Raw genomic sequence first — 22,678 nt, forward strand, 5'->3', positions numbered from 1 at the left:
ACCGGGCGGTTCGCGCCGCCGGCGTAGGGGAGGGGGCCGCGGGCCAGGCGCATGTCGTCGGTTCCGGCGCCGGTCCAGTGCGGCACTTCGCCGGGGCTCTGGTCGCCGTTGCCGCCGCCGAAGGCCGACACGTCGAGCGCGCCGTGCTCGCCGAGCATCAGGGTGGGCAGCAGGGCGGTGCGCGCCACCGACCGGTGCAGCGCGGCCGCGGCCGGGTCGGGCCCGTTGCGGGTGAGCGCGGTGAAGGCGGGGTGGAACAGCGTCTCGACGTCCACCAGCATCGGCTGGTCGCCGCAGGCGATGAGGTTCTCGCAGTGCATGTCGGTGGCGTCGAGGGCGTAGAGGAGGGCGAGCAGCGCACCCTGGCGGCGGTAGAACAGTTCGACGCCGGCCTGGTCGGCGCACGGCCGCGCGGGCACGTACTCGGCCCAGCCGTAGCCGTCGCGGGCCAGCACGCCCACCGGCCGCGGGGCGAGCCCGGGCCGTTCCTCGGCGAACCACCGCAGCAGATCGCCCCACCGGGCCAGCAGCCCGAGCGGCCGCGGCTTGTAGACGAGCTGCCGTCCGTCGGCAAAGCCGAGCACGGCCACCGCACGCCCACCGGAGTGCACGTCGCCGGCCCCGAGGGTCAGCTCGCTCAGCTCGGCGGTGCTCTCCGCGAGCAGCCCGGCCTGCAGGGCGTCCCGGTCGGCGGCGAACCGCGTGAGCAGTTCGGCGACGGCGTCGGCGGTGCGCAGGCAGGTCTGGGCGAGCAGCCGGGCCAGCATCGGGTGGCGGCCCAGCACCTCGGTGAGGTGGCCGCGGCTGCCGAGCAGGCGGAGGAAGTCGACGAACCGGTCACGTCCGGTCGCGCCGCGCAGCAGGCCCGCCTTCTTCGCGACGTGCAGCTCGAGGACGAAGGTCCGGGCGGCGAGCGCGGTGAGCTGCCCGCAGAGCCAGGTCTCGACACCGGACCACACCCGCTCGGCGGCGGGCGCACGTTCGAGCAGCAGCTCCCGCGCGGCGCCGGCGAAAGGCAGCACGGCGTGCCGGAAGACGCGATCCCCCTCGGCCTCGACGGGAGCGGGCCAGTCACCCTCGGCCGGCAGCGAAGCCAGCACGCGATCGGCGAGCACCGCCCAGGAGGGCCGCTCGAGGCCGCCCTCGCCGGGAAGGCGAGCGGCGGTCCACCAGGCCGGTGCCTCGTGGGGGGCCTGCTCGGGGCGCTCTACTGTCTGGCTCACGCCGAAGAGATTCGCACTCAGGGAGATGCGCGTACATGGGTACTCGCTACCCAGATTGGCGCCCCCCTGCTCCGGGCAGGGGAAGGGGATTGCTCACGCCCCCGGTGATCAGGGCGGCCCGGGAGTGGGGTTCGCCCAGGTCAGAGCAGGTGGCGGGCCCCCGATCGGAGTGCACGGGGTTCGCGCGGCCGGCCGGGTACACCCGAGGCGAGGCTGCGGTGTCCCGAGCCCGCCCTGCCGTGGTGTGCCGAGCCCGCGATGCCCCGAGCCCGCGGTGTGCCGAGCCCGCGGTGCTCGCCCTGCCGGTGGTGCCCCGAGGCCGCCCTGCCCGCGGTCACCGCAGCCTCGCGGCCATCGGCGTGCGGAGTTCCTCCAGCGTCCGCCGGTGCACCGAACGCACCGGCACGGTCGTGGCCAGCGCCGCGACCTGGCCTCCGGGCACCTCCAGAGCCCTGAGGTGGACGGGGTCCCGTGGCCAGCCCGGTACGTCCGAACGGGCGAGCGGCCCCCGCACGTCCACCCGGGCCGGGGCCGCGGCCAACCCCAGGCCCGCCAGTTTCATCGCCGCCTCCTTGCGGGTCCACGCCGTCAGGAGCCGGGCCGTCCGGTCTGCCGGGGCCGCCGCCGAAAACTCCCGGTGCTCCGAAGCCGACAGAACCACCCCGGCCAGCCCGGCCGGGTCCGCCGCCGCGGCCGGGTCCTCGATGTCCGCCCCGATCAGGCCCGTCCGCGCGACCGCCAGCAGCAGCCAGCGTCCGGTGTGGGACACCGAAAACTCGGGCGCGCCGGCCAGCCGGGGACGCCCGTGACCGGCATCGCCGCAATGCGTGCACATCCGGTCGATCGTCACCTCCCGTGGCGGGATGCCGACCGCCGAAGCTCCCCAAAGGCGTTGCAGCGCACGGGAAGCCACGAACACGTCTCCCGCCGGGGTCGCGGCCAGCCGGGCCCATCGCGCGCGCTCGGCGTCGCCGAGCAGGGAAACCCACTCCGGGCGGGGCCGGACCGGCACCAGCCAGACGTCGACGTGGCCGGTCATGGTGCCTGCGGCAGCAGCAGGGCCGCCCTCGGTGCGGGCAGCTCGTCCGCCGGCGAGCCCAGCTCCGCCAGCAGGTGCGCGACCGCCGCGGCGAGCTGGTCGTCCTCGCCCGGCAAGAGCCGGTCCGGGGCCGGGACCACCGCCAGGTCCGGCTCCACGCCGTGGTTCTCCAGCGACCCGCCCGCGTCGCCGAAGCGGTAGCGGAACTCCGGCTGGGTCGTGACCGTGCCGTCCACCAGCCGGTGCCGGGGCCACGTGGCGATCACGCCGCCCCAGCTGCGCCGGCCGATCAGCGGGCCCAGCCCGAGCGCGCGGAACACGTGCGCGAAGATCTCGCCGTCGGACCCGGTGTGCTCGTTGAGCAACGTCGCCATCGGGCCGCGCGGCGACTCCGTCGGATACGGTGCCATCCCGCTCCACCGCCCGTGCTCGGTACCGGTGCGGCGGCGGGCCAGCCGGTCGAGCAGCAGCGGTGACACGTGCCCGCCCGTGTTGAACCGGACGTCCACGATCAGCCCGTCGCGGTCGAGCTCGGTCAGGAACCCGCGGACGAAGTCGGCGTACCCGGCGCGCGTCATGTCGGGCACGTGCAGGTACCCCAGGCGCCCGCCGGACACCGTCCGCACGTACGCGCGGTTGCCCTCGGTCCAGTCCAGGTACCGCGCCCGCGCTTCGCCGGCGCACGCCCGGACGACCACGCGGTGCTCGGCCCCGCCCCGCCGCACGGTCAGCTCCACCTCCCGGTCGGCCTGCCCGACCAGGAGTTCGCCGGGACCCGGCGGGCCGACCCGGCGGCCGTTGACCGCGACCACGGCGTCGCCCGCGCGGATGTCCGCGCCGAGCCGGGCGCACGGCGAACCGGCCTTCGGGTTCCACGGGTCGCCGCGCAGGATCCGGGCGATCCGCCACGAGGAGCCGTCGGGCGGGGTGTCCCAGTCGACGCCGAGGAAGCCCTGCGCCTCGTCCGGCCCGGCGCGGTACTCGCCGCCGCGCTCGAACGCGTGCGACGTGCCGAGCTCCCCGTGCAGCTCCCAGATCAGGTCCGACAGCTCCGCCCGGCACGACACCAGCTCCGCGAGCGGCGCGTACCGGTCGTACACCGCGTCCCAGTCGAGGCCGGACATGTGGGCGTCCCAATACCCTTCGCGCTGCAGCCGCCACGCCTCGCGGAACATCTGCCGCCACTCCGCGGACGGGTCGAACGGCACCTTGACGCGCCCGAGGTCGACCCAGCCGGTCGCCGGGCCCGGCTCCTCGCCGTCGGGCGGATCGCCGGCGACGTCGGCGCGCAGCACCCGCAACCGGCTGTCGGTGCGGTGCAGCACCACGTCGCCGCGGACGTCGAGCTCGTCGACCGCGCCGAGGCAGCCTTCGGTGACGCGGCCCGTGCCGAGGTCCACCAGCGACACCGTGCCCTCGGCGCCGGTGCCCGGGTGCGCCGGGTCGGGCGCGGCGAGCGGCACCGACAGCAGCAGCACCCGGCCGGGCAGCGCCGCGATGTCGCTGTAGCGGCCCTCCGGCACCGGGAACGCCGCCACCCGCCGGGAGATCCCGTCGAGGTCGATCGTCACCCGGCCGTCGCCGCGCGGGACGGGCAGCACCTGCCCGGGCACCGCGGTCCGCGTCTCGAACGGCGAGGGCTCGTCCGCCCGCAGCGTGATCAGGTACGGCCGCGAGCCGAACGGGAACCCGACGTCGAACTGCACCTGGTCCAGCTCCGGCGTGAGATCGCGCTGGCCGAGGAAGTACAGGTACCGCCCCGACGGGTCGAACGCCGGGCGCGCGTCCCGCACCACCGGCTCGGTGACCCGGTGGGTGCGCCCGGACGCGGTGTCGGCGAGCTTGATCGACGACGTGCGCGGCGACTCCGGGAACGTGTAGGCCAGCCACCGGCCGTCGGGCGACCACGCGAGGTCCTCGATGCGCTCGTGCCGGCTCGCGTCGAGCAGCCGGGGCCGGGGGAGCACGTCGGCGGTGTCCACGATCCACACGCGCTGGCGGCTGGTCGCGAAGGCGACGAGCCCGGACGCGGGGGAGGCGGTCAGCTCGGTGATGTGCCCGACGCCGCCGGCGACCAGCACCGGGGCGTCTTCGCCGCCCTCGGCGTCCAGCAGCACGATCCGCTCGTCCGGGCTCTCGTCGGCGGCCACGGCGACGAGCTGCCGCCCGCCGGCCAGCCAGCGCAGCAGCCGGTAGCGGACGCCGTCGGCGCGGCCGTGGCCGCGGACCGGCCCCGACCAGTGCTCGAAGGTGAACGCCTTGCCGCGGGCGGTCACCGCGAGCCGCGTGCCGTCGGGGGACAGCCGAGCGCCGTCGAGGTACTCGCCCGCGGGGGCGAACCGGCGGCCGCGCTGCGGGGCCGCGCCGCCGAGGTCCACCTCCACCGGGCGCGCGCCGCGCGCGTCGAGCAGGTGCAGCCGGGCGCCCGCGGTGTAGACCAGCCGGGTGCCGTCGGTGGTGAGCCCGCGCGCGTAGTGGTCGTGGTGGTCGGTGTGGCAGCGCAGGTCGGTGCCGTCGGGCAGGCACGAGTAGACGTTGCCGATGCCTTCGTGGTCGCTGATGAAGTGCACGCGATCGCCGGCCCAGCAGGGATCGGCGACGTTCCCGGGCAGCGCGACGAGCCGCGTGAACGGCCCGGATTCCTGCTCGGCGTACCACAGCTCGCCGGTGCCGCCGCCGCGGTAGCGCTTCCACCGCGCGGGATCCGCGGTGTTGCGGCCGACGACGACCCCGCCGTCGCCGAAGGCGATCGTGTCGGCCGGGCCGAGCCGCAGCGGCCGCGCGGGACCACCCGACGAGGACACCGAGAACAGGCGCGCCCCGAAGCCGGACGGCTGCTCGGCGTCGGTCGCGTAGAGCACTTCGCCGGTGTGCGGGTGCCAGCCGACGGTGCCGCACCGGCCGGCCTGGTGGGTCAGCCGGCGGGGCCGGCCGCCCTCGGCCGGCATGACGTACACCTCGGCCGGGCCGTCGTAGGTGCCGACGAACGCGATTTCGGTGCCGTCCGGGGAGATCCGCGGCCGCCGGGCTTCACCGGGGCCCGCGGTCAGGCGGTGCGCCCGGCCACCCTCGGCGGGGACGGACCACAGGTCGTCCTCGCAGGCGAAGTACAGGGTATCGCCGGAGATCGCGGCGGTGCGCAGATATCCGGCCCGCCCGGTCACGACCGGGCCTCGATGCGCTCGCGGATCCGCTCGGCCAGCTCGCGACGGCGTTCCTCGGCGGAGGCCTCGTGCTGCCGGATGTCCTCGTCGGACAGGGTCCAGTAGCACGCCGTCCGCCATTCGCCGACGGTGTGGGAATCCCGTTCGCAGCGGACCTGGTGCTGGGCTTCGAGGGCTTCGGCGGACAGGAACATGGTGTTGTGCGTGAGGACCTGGTTGACGATCACGCGCATGTTGAGCTCGTCGCGCAGGTGCTTGTGCACCGCGTAGACGGCGAACGCGCCGAGCCCGCGGTCGCGCGGCAGCACGCCGAAGGACAGCTCGCAGCGCTGCGCGCGCCAGTCGATCGAGGTGATCCACGCGAACCCCATCACGCGGCCGTGCGCGCCGCACACGGTGAAGATCCGCTTGGTGCGGTGCTCTTCGGTGATCGTGCGCAGCTGCCGCGCCTGCAGGCCGTCGTCTCCCGCGCCGACGGCGAAGTCGGTGAGGTTGGCCGTGAACCGCGCCTCGCGCAGCAGTTCCGTGCGCAGCGGGACGTCCTCTTCGGTGAAGTGCCGGACGGTCACGATCGGCATGGCTCCTCCTTCACCAGGACCAGCAGGTCGTGGAACGCGTGGCCGGCGTAGTGGTGGCCGGGCAGCACGCCGCTGCGGGCGAACCCGGCCCCGAGGAACGCGGCGGCGCCGTCCTCGGGCACCAGCGCGACGAACGACGTCCGCCGCTGGTAGGTGGTGAGGTGGCCGAGCAGCGCCCGCACCGGCTCCGGGCCGGCGGACGTGCTCGAGACGTACGCCTGGCGCGGCTGCGCCCGGTTCGGCACGCAGCCGACCAGCGCGCCGCCCGCGGCGTACACCTGGGCTTCGCGGCGGGTGAGCTCCCGCGCGAGCAGGGCGTCGTTCTGGGTGACCGGGTCGGTGCCGAGGAACCCGCGCGCGGCGTCCCCCGCGCGGCGCAGTCCCTGGGCGGCTTCGGCGGGCGACAGCGGTCTCAGGTCAGTCATGGCGGATCGTCCCCCAGATCTCCCGTGCGGCGGGTGCGCCGTCGAACCAGGTGGCGGCCGGGACGAGGGCTTCGCGCCGGAACCCGGCCGCGGCCAGCGCTTCGGTGCCGGGCGTGGTGACCCAGCCGTACAGGCGCCGCAGGTTCAGGCCGGTGAAGCCGTGCTCGACGGCGGCCCGGAGCAAATCGTCCACCTCGGACTGTCTGTTGTGGACACCTATTTCGACGCGGGCCCGCCGGTGCACCCAGTCGATGTCGGTGTAGCGGACGAAGGCGCCGTCGGTGACGCACAGCTCTTCGTCGTCCCCGGCGGGCGGGGGAACCTCGGTCGGGGCGGCGAGCGCGGGCCAGTCTTCGAGGGGCAGCCCGAGCAGCTCGCCGGCGAGCCACGGCCCGCTCAGCAGCCCGCGGTCGGTGCCGCGGTATCCGCGCAGTTTCATGACTCCGCCCAGACCCGCGAGAAGAAGACCGTGCCGCGGCGACGGCCTTCGTAGGTGGTCACGCCGGCGAGCGTGCCCTCTTCGGTGAGCCCCGCTTCCCGCGCGAAGGCGAGGCCGGCCGGGTCGAACTCGGGGAACCGGACCGACAGCCGCACCAGCTCGTGGCGCCACCGCAGCGCCCGCACGATCTCGCGGTAGGCGTCGCACCACCAGTGGGTCGGGGTGGTCGAGCGCAGGCGCAGGTGCAGGACGTAGTGGCAGCCGTGCTCGCTGCCCTCGTGCTCGAGGGCGTAGAGGCCGATGGGCTCGCCGTCGGCGCAGAGCACGCGGGTGTCGTCGCCGAGGAGCCGGAGGATCTCCCACTCGGGCCGCGTGTCCGGCCGGTCGGTGCGGAAGAAGAAGCCGGGGTCGGTGAACAGCGCGAGCACGGCCGGCCGGTCGGCGTCCGCGCAGGCGCGGGCCGACCAGCGCGGCAGCACGCGGTCCGCCGGAGTGGCGGCGAGCGGCGCGGCGGGCGCGATCGAGGTCATGGCCCCTCCCGGGCTGGTGGACTGGCGGGTAAAGCCGCGGGAGCGGCACTTCGACGTGAAAGTGCCGCACCCGCGGTGGCCACAAGACCGGCACTTTCCGTGAAGTGCCGGGTTCGGCGGGACAGCGACGCGGGCGCGCCGCCGTCCCGCCGGGAGGTCACGCCTCCTTGGAAGCGACCTTCGAGGCTTCCTTGGACGCCTCCTTGGAGGCCTCCTTGCTGGCGACCTTCGACGCGACCTTGCTGGCGACCTTCGAAGCTTCCTTCGACATGGGTGCTCCTCATTCCGTTGTGGGATTTCCCCCGCAGATCCGGTCCGCAATTCCTGCGTTCCGGCGGGGCCAACCCAGATTCACCGACGAACCGTTGCCGGTCAAGGAAAACTCCGACCCGGCCGGTGTCATCTTCGTGCCACGGAGAACGTGCCACCGCCAGGGGCTAACCATTTCCGCCGCGGCCGCCCACCATCGGCGTACGACGATTTTGGAGGCCCCCGTGGTGAAAAGCGCGAACCTCTGCTGGGGACAGCACCACCACCTGCTGCGGTACCTGCGGGTGCCGGCGCCGTCCCGGCACGAGGCGCACATCGGCACCAGCTACCCGCTGCCCGCGGGCTGCACGGTCGCGGCCGTCCGCACCGCGCTGACGCACCTGGTGCGCCGGCACGAAATCCTGCGCACCGTCTACGACCTGACCGGCACCGCCGCCGACGGGCACGCCTGGCCGCGCCAGCTCGTGCAGCCACCGGCGCCGCAGCCGGTCGTCGAGGCGACCGCGGAGGACACCGTGGACGTCATCGCGCGCCTCACCCGTACCCCGTTCGACCTGGCCCGCGAGTGGCCCTTGCGGGCCTGCGTGGTCACCACCGGCGGCCGCCTGGTCCGGCTGCACCTGGTCTTCAACCACTTGGCCTTCGACGACGTCGCCCTCGACCGCCTGGCCGCCGAGCTCGACGAGTTGCTCGCCGCCCGCACCGAGGGCCGGCCCGCCGTGCTGGACCCGGTGGAACACCAGCCGGTGGACCTCGCGCGCTTCGAGGAGAGCCGCACCGACGCCGACCTCGAACCCGCGCTCAGCCACTGGCGCGATCTCGTCAAGAAGCTCCCTGCAGACGTCTTCTCGAAGCGCCGCAAGCCATCTGAGGCTGCGTACAGCGCCTCCTACACCGTTCCGACACTGCTGTCGGCCGCCCGGGCGATCGCCGCCCGCGAGCACGTGTGGCCCTCGGCCGTGCACCTGGCCGCCTATGCCGTCACGCTCGCCGCGTACACCGGCGAAACGGTGGTCGCGCACCGGATGTACACCAGCCAGCGGGACGCCAGCGGCTTCGGCGGTGCCGTCACCTGCCTGTCCTACCCGACGCCGGTGCTCGCCGACCTCGGCGGCGATCCGCGGTTTTCGGACGTCGTCAAGGAGTCCGCCGTCCGCGTGAGCCAGGCGATGACCCACGCGCACGTGCCCTACGACCGTGTCTACGAGCTCGTCGCCGAGGAGAACGTGCGCGTGGTCGCCGAGCTGAACTTCCTCGACAACGCGCCGCGGTCGTGCCGCACCAAACGCGACCGGTACGCGGTCAACGCCGCCCCTGACGACTGGGCGCACGCCGGTTCCGACAGCTACCTGCGCGTCTACGAATGGGCCGACGGCATCACCCTGGCCCTGCAGGCCCTGGACGCGGTGATGGACGCCGGCGCGGTCGAACAGTTCCTGCGCGGCTACGCCCGGCTCGTCGAGGCCCACCGCGACCCCGGCACCGACCTGCGCGTCAGCGAAGCCGCCGCGCTCATCGGCTTCACCCCGCCGGAGCCGCGGACCCCGTCCGAAGCCGACGTCGAGCGAACCGGAGCCGCGCCCGCCGAGCGTGTCCTCACCGAGGTGGTGGCCGAGGTCAACGGCCTCGGCGACGTCGACCCGGCCCGCAGCTACACCGGCGCCGGCGGGCGCGTGCTGCGCCTGCCCCGCGTGGTCGAAGCCCTGCACGAACGCGGGTGGAGTGCCGGGCTCGTCCCGTTCACCACCGCCCGCCCCCTGTCCGCGCTCGCGCACGAGCTCGTGCCGGCCCGCGGCTGAGCCGGACGAAGAGGAGGAAACCATGTCCCTGCTCGAAGCACCCCGCCTGGAACGGGTGGCGTCGTTCGTGCCGGAGACGAGCCTGCCGGTCGCCGACCTGGCCGGCCCGCTCGGCCTCGACGCCACGCAGCTGCGCTTCTTCACCCGCTTCCTGGGCCTCGACCGCGTCGCCGTCGCCGACGGCCTCGAACTGGCCGACCTGCTGGCGGGCGCGGGGGAGCGGGTGCTCTCCGGCACCGACCGCGACTCGGTCCGGTTCCTGGTCCACGCGCACACCATGCAGCACGTCGCGGTCGCCACGCCCGGCCTCCTCGAGGACGTGCGGACGCGGCTGCGGCTGCACCGCGCGACCGCGTTCAGCCTGTCCCACCTCAACTGCGTGGTCGGCCTCCACGCCCTGCACGTCGCACGCTCGCTGCTGGCCACCGCGGCCCCGGGCGACCGGGTGCTCGTGCTGACCGGCGACAAGGTGCTGATGCACGAGGCCCGGCTGATCCGCGACACCACGATCCAGGGCGACGGCGCCGCCGCGGTGCTGCTCGGCCCGGACCCGCGGGGCGACCGACGGCTCGACGCTGATCGCCGAGCACAACGACCCGGACGCGATGGTCACCGAGGACGCCCTGAACTCCCCGGAGCTCCTGGGCAAGCTGCGGGAGCTCGCCGACGGCAACACCTACCTGATGCCGCTGGGCATCTCGGCGGCGGAAGAGGCCCTGGCCAAGGAGTCCGGGCTGCCGCTGGCCGGCTCGACCGCGCAGATCTGCAAGGCGGTCAACGGCAAGGTGTTCAGCCGCGGCCTGGTCGACGCGCTCGGCCTGCGCCAGGTGCCCGGCCGGGTGGTGCACACGGTCGGCGAGCTGCGGGACGCCCTCACCGCGCAGCTGGCGCTGGGCGGCCGGGTCGTGGTCAAGGAGTCGCTCGGCGTCTCCGGGCGCGGCATGGTCGTCGTCGAGGACGAGCGCGGCGCGAACCGCCTGCTGCGCCTGATCGAGCGCCGCGGTGCCGACGCGCCCGCGAACCTCGTCGTCGAGTCCTGGATCGAGCACGCCCAGGACCTCAACTACCAGTTCGTCGTCTCCCGCACCGGCGGGGTCCGGTTCGAAACGGTCAAGGCCGCCGTGCTGAAGAACGGCGTGCACCAGGGCCACCGCTTCCCGGTGGAGCTGCCGCCGGTCGCGGCCCGCGAGCTGGCCGAGGCCGTCGAGAAGATCGGCCGGGCCCTGCACGACGAAGGGTTCTTCGGGATGGTCGGCGTCGACGCGATGCTCGCCGCCGACGGCACGCTGTACCCGTGCCTGGAGATCAACGCCCGGTTCAACATGTCGACCTACCAGAGCCGGATCGCCGAGAAGTTCATCCCCGAGGGCCGGCACGCCATCGCGGCGACCTTCTCGCTGAAACTGCGGCGCGAACACACCTTCGCCGAGGTCGAGACCGCACTCGGCGACCTGTTCTTCACCGGCGCCGGCGACACCGGCGTGCTGGTCAACAACTTCGCGACGCTCAACGCCGCGGCCACCGGCGAGGGCTCCTTCCACGGCCGTCTCTACGCGATCTGCGTCGGGGACTCGCCCGAGGAGGCCCTCGCCGTCCGGACCGAGGCCGAGCGCCGCCTCGGCGTCATGGCAGGGGAAAACGCATGACCGACATCGACTACCCGGACCTCGCCGCGCGCTTCGGCACGCCGCTGTACGTCTACGACGGCGACGTCCTGCACGCGACCATCACCGGCCTGCGCGCGGTGCTGCACCCGGCGATCGAGGTGTTCTACTCCCTCAAGGCGAACCCGAACATCAGCGTCTTCGCCGCCCTGCACGGCGGCGGCGCGCGGGCCGAGGTCTCGTCCATTGTGGAGCTCCAGACCGTGCTCGAAGCGGGGGCGCGGCCCGACGACATCATCTTCCTCGGCCCCGGCAAGAGCCAGGAGGAACTGCGGGCGTGCCTGGACACCGGCGTCTACGCCATCGTCTGCGAGTCCTTCGACGAGCTGGACGACATCGAACGGCTCGGCGCCGAGCTCGGGAAGCAGCAGCGGGTGCTGCTGCGGATCAACCCGACCTGCGCGATCAGCGGCTCCCGGCTGACCATGGGCGGCAAGCCCCGCCAGTTCGGCATCGACGAGGCCCAGGTGCTCGCCGCCGGGCCGCGGCTGGCGGAGTACCGCCACGCCGACGTCGCCGGCATCCAGGTCTACATGGGCACGCGCATCCTCGACGCCGAGGTCATCGGCAAGAACACGCGCTACGCCCTCGACCTGGCCGAGCGGGTGGCCGCGGAGACCGGGATCCGGCTGGAAGCCGTCGACATCGGCGGCGGCCTCGGCGTCGCCTACTTCGAAGGCGAGGACGACCTCGAAGCCGCCGACGTCGCCGCCGAGATCAACCCGATGCTCGAGGCGTTCCACCGGGCGCACCCGGCCACCCGGCTGATCATGGAGTCCGGCCGGTTCCTGGCCGGCCGCGCCGGGGTGTACGTCCTCGGCGTCCGGTACGTCAAGGAGTCCATGGGGGAGCGGTTCGCGATCGCGGACGGCGGCACCCACCACCACATGGCCGCCGTCGGTATCGGGTCGTTCGTCAAGCGCAACTTCCCGGCCGTGCTGCTCACGCCGCGGGCCGCCGGAGACGACTCCGACGACACCGTCGAGCCGGGCCCGTGGACCGTCACCGGCCCGCTGTGCACGCCCAACGACACCCTGCTCAAGCAGGTGAAACTGCCCGACCTGCGGCCCGGCGACCTGGTCGGCGTCCTGAACTCCGGCGCCTACGGGCCGTCGGCCTCGCCCGGGCTGTTCCTCAGCCACGGGTTCCCCGCCGAGGTGCTCGTGCGCGGGGGTGCGGCCTTCCTGGTCCGCGACCGCGACGAGCCCGCGGACCTGCTGCGCAAGCAGCACCTCCACCAGCCCGACACCAACAGCATGGGAAGTGAGCCGAGATGAACCGCACCGAGATCGTCGCCCACCTGGAGATCGCCCTGTCCGCCGTGCTCAACAAGGAGATCGGCGGCGTCACCCCGGAGCTGCGCCTGTTCGAGGACCTGGCGCTCGACTCCACCAGCGTCATCGAGCTGCTGATGAGCCTCGAGGACACGATCGGCCTCGAGATCGACCCGGACGAGCTCGGCCCGGAGGTCTTCCGCACGGTCGGCAGCCTGACCGACTACATCGAGTCGGCCTTCGCCAGGTCCGCCGCGGCGGTCTGAGCCATGTCCCTGCAAACCCTCGCGCCCCCCGGACGGGCCGCGGTACCCCCGCGCCCGGCCGGGGTGCACCTGACCGGCGTGACGCACCGGGTGTTCACCGAACGCGCCAAGCCGGTGTTCGGGATGCGCCCCGAGCTGGCCCGGCTCATGGTCGAGACCTTCGGCGCCGCGGCGGACCAGGAGGACTTCCTGGCCCGCACCGGCAACGGGTTCATCGAGATGACCGAGGCCCTCCTGGAAGACGCGGGCGCCCCGCTGCCGCCGCTGGACGCGGTCGTCCTCGCCTACCACTCGCCCGACCTGTACCACTCGGAGGTCGCCGGCTGCTACCTGGCCGGACGGCTGCCCGGGAACCCGGAACCGTGCTCGGTCGCCGGACCGGGGCCGGGCGCGGCGTTCACGGCGCTGCGCCTGCTGGACGGCATGTGCCGGCTCGGCGAAGCGACCTCGGCGGCGTTGCTGGTCTACGACCAGAACGCCGTGCTGTGGGACAGCGGCCACCCGGCCACGCACCGGCCCGACGCGGCGGTGCTGCTGCAGGCCGGCGCGACGGGCGACGTCGCGGTGACGGACCTGGAAGAGGTGCGGCTCGGCGGGACCGGGCCGCGCAGCGCCACCCTCGCCCTGGCGGACGTGCTGTACCGGCACCCGGGCGTCCGGGTCCTGGCCGGGGCGGGCCTCGCCAAGCGGCTCGCGGGCACGCCGTACGCCGGACGGGTCGAAGCGGTCCCGGACCTGTGGTGCACGGGCGTGTGGGCGGGGCTCGCCCGCCTCTGGCCGCTGGAGGAACCGGTGCTGCTGGCCGACTTCGAGCCCGCCGGCGGCACGTTCTGCAGCTGCCTGCTCGTGCCGGGGAGGGAGCACTGATGGGCGCGCCGGCTTCCGCCCGTGAGCGAAGGGTCGGCACGCGTGATCGGGGAGTCGACACGCGTGATCGGGGAGTCGACACGCGTGGGCCGAGGAGGGAGCGCTGATGGACACGGGGCTGTCCCGGGTCGCCGTGCGGCTGCCCGGCCGGGTCGAGGCCGTCGACGACGTGCTCGTGCGGTCGGGCGCCAAACCCCTGGAGCGGCGCATGTTCGGCCGCATCTACGGCCTGCGCGACAGCCCGGTGCTCGCGCCGGGCGAGCGGATGGCGGACCACCTGGCCGAGGCCGGGCGGGCCGCGCTCGGCGGCGGGCCGGCGAGCCTGGTGCTCTACGGCCACACCCTGCTCATCGCCGAGCTCGACCTGTGCGGGGAGTTCCCGGACCGGCTGCGCGACGCGCTCGGCCTGCCCGGCGTCCCGTTCTTCGGGGTGTCGCACGTGAACTGCACGTCGGTGCTGCGCTCGGTCGAACTGGCCCGGCGCTACCTGGCCCGGCCCGGCGCCGCCCCGGACGACCGCGTGCTCGTGCTCGGCGGCGACCAGGGCAGTGCCAGCGACCGCGGCCGCTACATCCCGGGCACCACCGTCGCGGGTGACACCGCCGCCGCGGTCGTGGTCGGACCGGGGCCCGCGCGCTACCGGTACCTCGGCGGCGCGAGCGCCCGCGACACCCGGTTCCACCGCAGCCTGCGCATGACCAAGGAGGAGTTCACGCTCTTCGGCAAGGTCTGCTGCGAGCAGGCGGTGGCCGTCGTCGGCGCCGCGGCGCGGGACGCCGGCCTCACCCTGTCCGATGTGGACTGGGTGCTGCCGGACCTGTCCAACCGCATGTTCTGGCGCACCTTCAGCGGGCTGTCCGGGTTCCCGTTCGACCGGATCCCGCTGGACCTGGTCGCCGAGCGCGGGCACAACTTCGGGGTCGACTCGCTGCTCGCCCTGCAGCACGCCGACGCGGCCGGGCGGCTGCGCCCCGGACAGCGCTGCGCCCTGGTCTCCGTGGGCCAGGGCGCCTACTTCCAGTCGGTGATCGTCGAGGTCGTGGAGGAGAAGTGACCACCAGCCTGCTCGAATGCGAGCGGACCGCGCGCCGTGACGGCCTGGCCGCCGGTCTCGCGCGGGCCCTGCCCGCCACCCCGGCCGACCGGCTGGCACCCGGCCGGTACGCGGCCGTGCCGGCCGCCGCCGTGCCCGAAGGCGCCGAAGTGCGCACGCACAGCCTGGCCGACCGCGAAGACATCGTCTTCCTCGCCTGCCCGGGCCGGCCCCGCGAAGAGCGGGACGCGCTCGAGCTGGCCGACCTCGGCCGGCACCTGGCCGCCGTCCGGCTGGGGGTGCTGCGCTCGGTGCTCGACCACGTCGTCGAGCACCTGTCGCAACGCACCTCCGGCGACGAACCGCTGATCCGCAAACAGCTGATCGTCGGCGCGATCGGCGACGTGATGGCCGCGGTGGAACGGCTGCGCGCCCAGGTGCGCTCGCAGCGCCACCCGGCCGCCGTCGCCGACGTCCACCGCGAGCTGGACGAACTGGGCTGGCGGGTGGCCCAGCACCTCGGCGCCTCGGGCTTCCTCGCCACCTCACCCGCGCGGTCGCTCTACGTCTCGGCCCTGGTGGCCGGCACCTGGGTGGACCGGGAACCGGAAGGAGAACCGGCATGATCGAGCTGAGCGAACGCGTCCGCGCGGTCCGCGACCTGAGCCGGGAGGCGGCCGCCGACCTGCGGTCGCGGGCCCTGGCCATCGACGTCGACCCGGACGCCATGGACGAGCACTACAACTCGCCCGTGTTCGAGATGGTGCGGCAGGCCGACACCCCGCCGCAGTACCGCGAGTCCCTGCCGTCGACGCCGTTGCTGCGCGCGATGGAACGCGGCTCGTGCCTGGAGAACGTGGCCGGGCTGATCGAGCTGGCCCGCGGCGACGTCGGCGCGATCCTGGCCTGCCCGTCACCCGGCCTGGCCGGGGTCTTCGTCGAGCTGCTCGGCACCCCCGAGCAGCAGGAGTGGTTCTTCACCCGGATGCACGGCGGCCGCCGCTGGTCGTTCTTCGCGATGACCGAAGAGGGCCGCGGCAACGACGCGACGGCGATGGAGACCCGTTTCGAGCGCGACGGCGACGGCTGGCGGCTCGACGGCGGCAAGTGCTACGTCGGCAACGCCGCCCGCGGCAGCGTCGGCGTGGTGTTCGGCCGCACCGGCCGCGGCGCGCTGTCGATCCGCGCGGCGCTGGTCGAGGTCCCGGCGCCCGGCTGGCACGGCGAGAAGCTCGAGATGATCGGTCTCCGCGGCGCCTACATCAGCCGGCTGTCCTTTTCGGACGTCGCCATCCCCGCCGGCCGCATGCTGGGCGACCACCTGCCGGCGACGCGGCGCGGGATCTTCGCCGCCATCACGACGTTCAACCACATGCGGGTCCGGATCGCCGCTTCCGCCGTGGGCACCGCCCTCGCCATGGTCGAGTACGTGCTGGAACACCGGAAGAACGCCCCCGGCGGCCAGCTCGCCCTCGCGCGCGCCGAAGCGGGCCGGGAACTGGTGTACGAGGCCGCGGCGCGGATCGACCGCGATCCCGAGCGCGGCTACCTCTCCAGCGCCGCGAAGCTCGGCGCGATCGGCCTGGCGGTGGGCACGGCGCACTGGGCGTCGGCCGCGCTCGGCCCGGCCGGCCTGATCGAGCACCCGCTGCTGGAGAAGTGGACGCGGGACGTGCACGCGTTCGAGTTCATGGAGGGCACCAGCAACATCCACCGCCTGCACGTGGCGCGCGGGTACCAGGCGGGAGACGCCGATGCCTGACCTCGGGATCGACACGATCGCGTTCGCCGTCGCCCGGCGCGAGGAGTACGTGCCCCTGTCGACGTTGCCCGGTGCCGCCGACCTGGTGCCGCCGGAGCGGCTGGCCGCGGCCGGAATTCCGCTGTCCCGCCTGATGGTCCGGATCCCGGAGGACGACGACGTCGACGTCACCGCACAGGTGCTCGCCGCGCTCGGCCCGCCGGCGGTGCCGCAGCCGCTGTTCTTCGTGCGGTCGGGTCCGCTGCGCGACCCGAACGTGGCCGCGCTGGCCGGGCTGGTGCACCGCAGCGGCTGGGCGGGCGAGGACGTCGGCCTCTCGCACCTCGACGAGCTCGGCGGCACGGCCGTCTTCGGGCTGCTGGAGTGGGCGGTCGAAAGCGAGGCGACGGCGGTGATCTGCGACGAGCCGCTGTTCGCCGACGCGGCCTGCGGCCACCCGCGGTTCGCGGCGGTCGGGTTGCGGGTGCGTCGCGGCGCCCCGGCGCTGACGGTTTCCGGCTGCGGCGAAGGAAAACCCGCGTTGACGGGCGGCCACCGGTTCACCGGCCGGGGCCCGTGCGACGCGTGGCTGGCGTTCTGCGCGGCACTGGCCGAAGGCGTGGTCGCCGACGGGGACCGCGTCCTGCTGCACACCCGCGGGCCGCTCCGCGAGGGCTGGCTGGCGTTGCTCGCTTCGGACGTCTCCGCGGTGCGGCTGGTTCCCGCCGCCACGGCGAGTCTGCTCGGGGGGCGGAGTGGATGAGGATCGGCGTGGACCTGATGTCGATCCCGCGGTTCGCGGAGGTCGCGGCGCACCACCGGTACCGGACGCTGGTCTTCACGCCGGTCGAGCTGGAGCAGGCCGCCCGGATGGGTGCCGAACGGTCCCTGGAACGGCTGGCCGGGCGGTTTTCCGTCAAGGAGGCCACGTGCAAGATGCTGGGCCGTGGCTTCGGCCAGGGCCTGCGCTGGCGTGACATCGAGGTCACCAACGACGACTGGGGAGCGCCGTTGGTGACGCTGGGCGGCGGCGCGGCGGAGATCGCCGAGGAAGCGGGCCTGGCGGAGATCGTGGTGACGTTGAGCCACCAGGCCGACCTGGTGGTCGCGGTCGCGGCGGCGGCGTGTGCCCGCCCGCCGCGCCCGTTCCGCCGCGCGGCCACGCCCGCGGTGTCCGTCGTCCCGGCCCGGTTCGACGAACTGGCGGCGCTGGCCGCCGACCTGTTCTCGGTCCCCCCGGCCGAAGTGGCCACTGCGGCATCGTTCGCGGGCGATCTGGGGGTCACGTCGGTGGTGGTGATCGAGCTGCTCGCCCGGATCGAGCACCGGTACGGCATCCGCATCCCGGAAGCCGGCATCTACCGGATGACCGACCTGCGGCGCACCTACGGCGTCGTGGCCGAGGCCGCCGGGTGGTAGGGCGGGCAGGGAGAAGGGGCCTTCCGCAAGCGGAAGGCCCCTTCTCGTGTGGCGGCGGGCAGCTGGAGCAGAGCGGTCGCCCATGGCGTTGGTCGCTCTCCTGCTCGGGAAGCTCGATGCCCGTAAGTGCCTCCGCCAGATCGAGGCCGACGCCCGGATCGGGCGGTGGTTCGGCCTGGCGATCCAAGTCGACCGATCACCTCGAAGCACATTCGGCCGTGGCCGAGGTGGTGCCGGTGCTCAGGCGAGCGTGAAGCGGGCAGCCGCCTGCACTCCGGCCTGGAACCGCGACACCGCATCGAGGTTCTGGAGCATCGCGGCGATGTGACGGCGGCACGTGCGCACCGACATCCCGAGCCGCCGCGCCACGACCTCGTCGGTCAGGCCCTGGGCCATCAGCCGCGCGATCGTCTGCTGCAGGTCGTGCGCGATCTCGCCGCTGTACCCCTGCTCGTCGGCCGCGAACGGCGTCGCGCCGTCCCACAGCTGGTCGAACAGCCCCAGCAGGAAGCGCACCATGCCCTGGTCGCGCACGCGGCGGGCGGAAAGGTCGGCGACGTCCAGCGTCACCGCCAGGGAACGGTCGAACACCACCGCCGCCTCGGGCACCCGGCTCAGCGTACGGATGTTCGCCCCGCGGCCCGCGAGCTGCGTCAGCCGGGCCCGGGCCGCGTACCCCGCGCGGCTGCGGTGCGGGCACACGACCCGGACGCCGACGCCGTCGCCCAGTACCGAGTAGCACGCGTCCAGCAGCTCGTCGACCAGGTCGTCGGCCGCTTCGCCCGGGTGGAGGACCACCAGCTCGTCGCGGCAGACCTCGGCCGCCAGCTTGATCAGGCCGCGGATCTCGGCGACGCCCTCGAGGCGGTCGAGCGTGCCCGCGGCGCCGGCCGGGGCGCGGGTGATGCCGTCGATGCGCTCGCGCAGGCGGTCGGCCATTTCGCGCCGTTCGTACATCGCGCGTTCCAGCGGCGTCACGACCAGCTCCGCGGCGGCCGAGGGCTCGCGGGGGACGAAGCCGTCGGCGACCGCCCGCAGCAGCTGCAGCTCCACCAGCCGCGCCGCGGCCGCCTGGACCGTGTCGGCGGGCAGGCCGAGGTGCGCCGCGGCGGTGTCCACGGACGAGATCCGGCCGCAGCGTGCCGCGTAGCGGTACAGCTCGGCGTCGGGGTCGGGCTCGGGCACGGAGAACGCCCCGAGCGGCGGGAGTGTGGCCGTCGACATCGTGCCTCCAAGGCGGAATTCGGCTGCTATGGGGTTTCGGGAGTTCCGGGTGACGGAGCCCCCGGCCCGTGGCGAAGCCGCGGTTGCTACTGCGTCCACCGTCGCAGCCGGTCTTCTCGGGGCGCTCTCACACCGCTCTCGCCCGGCAGTGGCGGGATGAGAGCGCGGTGATGGCCGGGTGATTCCGGGCGGTGGTGTCCTCGGGGGGACACGGTTGACCGCCGAAAGCGAAACAGGGTGACGCCATGCCTGACACACTCCCCATCCCGCCGGGGTTCCTCGAAATCCTGATCGCGCACCTGCCGTACGCGCTCGGGGACCGGCTCGCCGAGGACGACGACCTCGCCGCGCTCGGGCTCGACTCGATGGGCGTCGTGCAGCTCGTCACCGACCTGGAGGAGACCTTCGGGTTCGAGCTGCCGGACGAACTGCTCACCGAGGACACGTTCGCCACCGCGGGCAGCCTGTGGGCCGCCGTCGCGGAGTTCGTCGCCCCGGAGCCCGCCGATGTCTGAGGCAGCCGCCCCGGTGCGGCTCGACCAGCTGCTCGGCCGCGGTGCACCCGGCGATCCGGCACTGACCTACAAGGACCGCACGCTGACCTACGCCGAGCTCGGCGACCAGGTCGCGCGCGTGGCCCACGGCCTGCACCGGCTCGGCGTGCGCCGCGGCGACCGGGTGGCGGTGTACGCGGAGAAGCGCCTGGAAACCGTCGTCGCGCTGTTCGCCGCCGCGGCCGCCGGTGCGGTCCTGGTGCCGCTGAACCCGCTGTTCAAGGCCCGCCACCTCGCTCACGTCGCCACCGACTGCACCCCGAAGGTGGTGCTCACGACCGCCGAGCGGGCGGCGACGGTCCGCGAGGCGGTGCCTGAGCCGACCCCGGTCGTGGTGTTCGGGCAGCCGGCGTGGGACGCGCTGACCGCGGCCGAGCCGCGCGCGGTGCCCGGCGCCGTGATCGACCAGGACCCGGCCGCCATCATGTACACCTCCGGCAGCACCGGCGGTCCCAAAGGGGTCGTGCTCTCCCACCGCAACCTGCTCGCCGGCGCCGCGAGCGTCGCCGAATACCTCGGCCACACGCGCGAGGACGTCGTGCTCGCCGCCCTGCCGCTGAGTTTCGACGCGGGGTTCAGCCAGCTCACCACCGCGTTCGCCGCCGGCGCGCACGTCGTGCTCGTGAACTACCTGCTGCCCAAGGAAATCGTGCGGCTCTGCGCCCGCCACGGCGTCACCGCGCTCACCTGCGTGCCGCCGTTGTGGCTGCAGCTGGTGACCCAGGAGTGGCCCGCGGAGGCGACCGCGCGGCTGCGGTACTTCGCCAACACCGGCGGCCGCATGCCGCGCGCGACGCTGACGCGGCTGCGCGAGATCTTCCCGAAGGCGCAACCGTTCCTGATGTACGGCCTCACCGAGGCGTTCCGCTCCACCTACCTCGACCCGGCGGAGGCGGACCGCCGTCCCGGCTCGATCGGGAAGGCCATCCCGAACGCCGAAGTCCTCGTGCTGCGCCCCGACGGCTCATCCTGCCTGCCGGGCGAGCACGGCGAGCTGGTGCACCGCGGCGCGCTCGTGGCGCTCGGCTACTGGAACGACCCCGGCCGCACCGCGGAGCGGTTCCGCCCGGTACCGGGCCCGGACGGCCTGGTGCGGCCGGAGATCGCCGTGTGGTCGGGCGACACCGTCTACCGCGACGAGGACGGGTTCCTCTACTTCGTCGGCCGCACCGACGAGATGATCAAGACGTCGGGCTACCGCGTCAGCCCCGCCGAGGTCGAAGAAGCCGCCTACGCGACCGGCCTGGTGGGGGAGGCGGCCGCGTTCGGCGTGCCGGATCCCGCGCTGGGCCACCGGATCGTGCTGGCGGTCGCGCCCGAGGGCGACGCCGAGGCGATTTCCCGCGCGCTGGCGAAGGAACTGCCCGCGTACATGCTGCCGCGGCGGATCGAGGTGCTGCCGAAGCTGCCCCGGTCGGTCAACGGCAAGTTCGACCGCGTCACGCTGCGCGAGACGGTGACCGCGGTGCCCGCCGGCACCGAATGACGGCAGTTTCCTGCCACCGCGGGAGCGGCCGCTGCCCGCGGTCCCCGTGCGACATTGCCAAGGCCGCGAATCGCAAGGAGCGATCCCTATGTTGCAAGCAATCGACCTCCGGAAACGCTATGACGAAGTGCAGGCCCTCGACGGCTTCAGCCTCGAGGTCGCCGCGGGCGAGATCGTCGGGCTGGTCGGCCACAACGGCGCCGGCAAGACCACCTTCGTCGAAATGGTGTCCGGGCTGCTGCGCCCGGACAGCGGCACGGTGCTCGTCGACGGCGAGTCGCCGACGCGGGCCCGCGACCGCATCGGCATCTCCCCGCAGCACATCGCGCTCTACCGCCCGCTGACCGTGCGCGAGCACCTGGAGCTCTACGGCCGCCTGGCCGGCCTGCGCCGGGCCGCGCTGCGCTCGGCGATCGACGACCTCACCGCCGCGCTGCGGCTGGAGGGCTTCCTGAACCGCACCTGCGGCCTGCTCTCGGGTGGCCAGCAGCGGCGGGCGCAGGCCGCGACCGCGCTGGTGCACCGGCCGGCGCTGCTGCTGCTCGACGAGCCGACCGCCGGTGCCGACCCCGAGACCCGTCAGGCGCTGCTCGACGTGGTCAAGCAACGAGCAGGCGAGGGAGCCGCAGTGGTCTACACCACCCACTACCTGACCGAACTGACCGACCTGCAGGCCACGATCGCGGTGGCCGCCGAAGGCCGGGTGATCGCGCGCGGCGGCGCGGACGAGCTGCTGTCGGGCCTGCCCGGCGAGGTCCGCGTGCGCACCGCCGACGAGCAGCTGACCGTCTCGACCACCGACCCGACGGGCACGCTGCTGGAGCTGCTGCCCACGGTGACCCGGCCGGTCGAGTCCGTCGAGCTGCGCAACCCCAGCCTGGACGACCTCTACCACTCCCTGGCGGTGACCGATGTCGACGCGCACTGACTCCTTCTACCGGGCCGGCGCCCTCATCCGCTACAACGCGACCCTGCGCCTGCGCGACCCGTCGCAGCTGATCAGCTACCTGATCACGCCGATGATCTTCATGGTCCTGTTCCAGCCGCTGTACGTGAAGGCGCTGGGCAGCGGCGCGGTCGAAGCCGTGACCGGGCAGCTGGTGATGTTCTCGGTGTTCGCGATGGCGATCGTGGGCAACGCGATCTTCGTCGAACGCGAGTGGCGCACCTGGGACCGGCTGCGCGCCAGCCGGGCCGCCCGCGCGGAACTGCTGATCGGCAAGGCGGTCCCGGTGTTCGTCGTGCTGCTGATCCAGCAGGGCGTGCTCATCGTGTACGGCTGGCTCGTCGTCGGGATGCCGTTCCCGGTGTCGCCCGGCCTGGTGTTCGTGGCGATGTGCCTGTGGGGCTTCATGCTGCTGGCCATGGGGGCGGCACTGTCCACTGTGGTCCGCAGCCGCGGCGACCTGATCGTCGCCGTCGACCTCGGCGCGATCACCATCAGCTCGCTCGGCGGCTCGCTGCTGCCGGTGTCGCTGATGCCGTCGTGGGCGCAGGCGATCGCGCCGTTCTCCCCGGGGTACTGGGGGTTGTCGCTGATCCGCTCGGCCATGGCCGGCCACGCCGAGGCCATGCTGCGCCCGGCGCTGATCGTGCTCGGGATCGGGCTCGTCACCGGGGCGTTCGCCACCTACCGGCTCGCCCACGGCTGGGGCCGCAGCCACCTGCTCTGACTGGAGAAAG

General features: G+C 73.9%; 23 protein-coding genes. 14 read left to right on the forward strand and 9 right to left on the reverse strand.

The window, feature by feature from the left end; translation table 11 throughout:
- The 7 genes from lanM to CCN39_RS31660 form a co-directional block, all read right to left on the reverse strand.
- Positions 1-1,223 (reverse strand): type 2 lanthipeptide synthetase LanM (gene lanM, locus CCN39_RS31635; RefSeq protein WP_143264221.1); only part of this gene is annotated, 1,223 nt, incomplete at its 3' end.
- Between the two features lie 334 nt (positions 1,224-1,557).
- A complete protein-coding gene (locus CCN39_RS31640; RefSeq protein ID WP_086848226.1) occupies positions 1,558-2,262 on the reverse strand; it encodes a 4'-phosphopantetheinyl transferase family protein in 705 nt (234 codons plus the stop codon).
- Complete coding sequence (locus tag CCN39_RS31645) at positions 2,259-5,426, reverse strand: S41 family peptidase (protein WP_208630469.1); 3,168 nt, start codon at positions 5,424-5,426, stop codon at positions 2,259-2,261. The genes CCN39_RS31640 and CCN39_RS31645 overlap by 4 nt, the downstream gene beginning before the upstream one ends.
- Positions 5,423-6,004, reverse strand: a complete 582-nt coding sequence (locus CCN39_RS51270) for a GNAT family N-acetyltransferase (protein WP_208630470.1) — start codon at positions 6,002-6,004, stop codon at positions 5,423-5,425. The genes CCN39_RS31645 and CCN39_RS51270 overlap by 4 nt, the downstream gene beginning before the upstream one ends.
- Positions 5,992-6,429 (reverse strand): hypothetical protein, encoded by a 438-nt coding sequence (locus CCN39_RS31650; RefSeq protein WP_086848230.1) that lies wholly within the window; start codon positions 6,427-6,429, stop codon positions 5,992-5,994. The genes CCN39_RS51270 and CCN39_RS31650 overlap by 13 nt, the downstream gene beginning before the upstream one ends.
- Positions 6,422-6,868, reverse strand: coding sequence for a GNAT family N-acetyltransferase (locus CCN39_RS31655; protein ID WP_086848232.1), 447 nt, complete (start codon positions 6,866-6,868; stop codon positions 6,422-6,424). Before CCN39_RS31655 ends, CCN39_RS31650 begins: the two co-directional genes overlap by 8 nt.
- Positions 6,865-7,398, reverse strand: coding sequence for a hypothetical protein (locus tag CCN39_RS31660; protein ID WP_086848234.1), 534 nt, complete (start codon positions 7,396-7,398; stop codon positions 6,865-6,867). Before CCN39_RS31660 ends, CCN39_RS31655 begins: the two co-directional genes overlap by 4 nt.
- A 494-nt stretch (positions 7,399-7,892) precedes the next feature.
- Between CCN39_RS31660 and CCN39_RS31665 the strand changes: the two genes are divergently transcribed.
- Positions 7,893-9,467, forward strand: coding sequence for a condensation domain-containing protein (locus CCN39_RS31665; protein WP_158104567.1), 1,575 nt, complete (start codon positions 7,893-7,895; stop codon positions 9,465-9,467).
- Here the strand turns inward: CCN39_RS31665 and CCN39_RS51985 are convergent.
- Positions 9,409-10,080 (reverse strand): hypothetical protein, encoded by a 672-nt coding sequence (locus tag CCN39_RS51985; protein ID WP_086848238.1) that lies wholly within the window; start codon positions 10,078-10,080, stop codon positions 9,409-9,411. The two genes, CCN39_RS31665 and CCN39_RS51985, sit on opposite strands and share 59 nt — an antisense overlap.
- Between CCN39_RS51985 and CCN39_RS31675 the strand changes: the two genes are divergently transcribed.
- The 9 genes from CCN39_RS31675 (at position 10,073) to acpS (ending at position 17,731) form a co-directional block, all read left to right on the forward strand.
- Entirely contained in the window at positions 10,073-11,113 is a 1,041-nt protein-coding gene (locus CCN39_RS31675; RefSeq protein ID WP_244211081.1) for an ATP-grasp domain-containing protein, read from the forward strand. The two genes, CCN39_RS51985 and CCN39_RS31675, sit on opposite strands and share 8 nt — an antisense overlap.
- Positions 11,110-12,408: a type III PLP-dependent enzyme gene (locus CCN39_RS31680; RefSeq protein WP_086848242.1), complete on the forward strand. Its 1,299-nt coding sequence runs from the start codon at positions 11,110-11,112 to the stop codon at positions 12,406-12,408. The genes CCN39_RS31675 and CCN39_RS31680 overlap by 4 nt, the downstream gene beginning before the upstream one ends.
- A complete protein-coding gene (locus CCN39_RS31685) occupies positions 12,405-12,671 on the forward strand; it encodes an acyl carrier protein (protein ID WP_086848245.1) in 267 nt (88 codons plus the stop codon). Before CCN39_RS31680 ends, CCN39_RS31685 begins: the two co-directional genes overlap by 4 nt.
- A 3-nt stretch (positions 12,672-12,674) precedes the next feature.
- On the forward strand, positions 12,675-13,538 hold the full coding sequence (locus tag CCN39_RS31690) for a hypothetical protein (protein ID WP_143264222.1): 864 nt from the start codon (positions 12,675-12,677) through the stop codon (positions 13,536-13,538).
- 106 nt (positions 13,539-13,644) lie between these two features.
- On the forward strand, positions 13,645-14,592 hold the full coding sequence (locus tag CCN39_RS31695; protein ID WP_086848249.1) for a 3-oxoacyl-[acyl-carrier-protein] synthase III C-terminal domain-containing protein: 948 nt from the start codon (positions 13,645-13,647) through the stop codon (positions 14,590-14,592).
- Complete coding sequence (locus CCN39_RS31700; RefSeq protein WP_208630471.1) at positions 14,589-15,197, forward strand: acyl-CoA dehydrogenase family protein; 609 nt, start codon at positions 14,589-14,591, stop codon at positions 15,195-15,197. The genes CCN39_RS31695 and CCN39_RS31700 overlap by 4 nt, the downstream gene beginning before the upstream one ends.
- Complete coding sequence (locus tag CCN39_RS31705) at positions 15,194-16,333, forward strand: acyl-CoA dehydrogenase family protein (RefSeq protein ID WP_086848253.1); 1,140 nt, start codon at positions 15,194-15,196, stop codon at positions 16,331-16,333. The genes CCN39_RS31700 and CCN39_RS31705 overlap by 4 nt, the downstream gene beginning before the upstream one ends.
- Positions 16,326-17,075 carry a hypothetical protein gene (locus tag CCN39_RS31710; RefSeq protein WP_086848255.1) on the forward strand — a complete coding sequence of 250 codons (750 nt, stop codon included), beginning with the start codon at positions 16,326-16,328 and terminating at the stop codon, positions 17,073-17,075. The genes CCN39_RS31705 and CCN39_RS31710 overlap by 8 nt, the downstream gene beginning before the upstream one ends.
- A complete protein-coding gene (gene acpS, locus CCN39_RS50330; RefSeq protein ID WP_158104568.1) occupies positions 17,072-17,731 on the forward strand; it encodes a holo-ACP synthase in 660 nt (219 codons plus the stop codon). The genes CCN39_RS31710 and acpS overlap by 4 nt, the downstream gene beginning before the upstream one ends.
- A gap of 240 nt (positions 17,732-17,971) precedes the next feature.
- On the opposite strand, the gene CCN39_RS31725 is transcribed toward acpS, so the two are convergent.
- The gene (locus CCN39_RS31725; protein ID WP_086848257.1) at positions 17,972-18,955 is read right to left on the reverse strand and encodes a LuxR C-terminal-related transcriptional regulator; all 984 of its coding nucleotides are present in this window, start codon (positions 18,953-18,955) and stop codon (positions 17,972-17,974) included.
- Between the two features lie 245 nt (positions 18,956-19,200).
- On the opposite strand from CCN39_RS31725, the gene CCN39_RS31730 reads away from it, so the two are divergent.
- The 4 genes from CCN39_RS31730 (at position 19,201) to CCN39_RS31745 (ending at position 22,668) form a co-directional block, all read left to right on the forward strand.
- Positions 19,201-19,470, forward strand: coding sequence for a phosphopantetheine-binding protein (locus CCN39_RS31730; RefSeq protein WP_086848258.1), 270 nt, complete (start codon positions 19,201-19,203; stop codon positions 19,468-19,470).
- Complete coding sequence (locus CCN39_RS31735) at positions 19,463-20,995, forward strand: acyl-CoA ligase (AMP-forming), exosortase A system-associated (protein WP_244211082.1); 1,533 nt, start codon at positions 19,463-19,465, stop codon at positions 20,993-20,995. The genes CCN39_RS31730 and CCN39_RS31735 overlap by 8 nt, the downstream gene beginning before the upstream one ends.
- Before the next feature lie 88 nt (positions 20,996-21,083).
- Complete coding sequence (locus CCN39_RS31740) at positions 21,084-21,923, forward strand: ABC transporter ATP-binding protein (protein WP_086848261.1); 840 nt, start codon at positions 21,084-21,086, stop codon at positions 21,921-21,923.
- Positions 21,907-22,668, forward strand: coding sequence for an ABC transporter permease (locus tag CCN39_RS31745; protein ID WP_086848262.1), 762 nt, complete (start codon positions 21,907-21,909; stop codon positions 22,666-22,668). The genes CCN39_RS31740 and CCN39_RS31745 overlap by 17 nt, the downstream gene beginning before the upstream one ends.
- The last annotated feature ends 10 nt before the right edge of the window (positions 22,669-22,678 follow it).

Origin of the sequence: Amycolatopsis kentuckyensis (assembly GCF_002155975.1) — a bacterium.
GTDB lineage: Bacteria > Actinomycetota > Actinomycetes > Mycobacteriales > Pseudonocardiaceae > Amycolatopsis > Amycolatopsis kentuckyensis.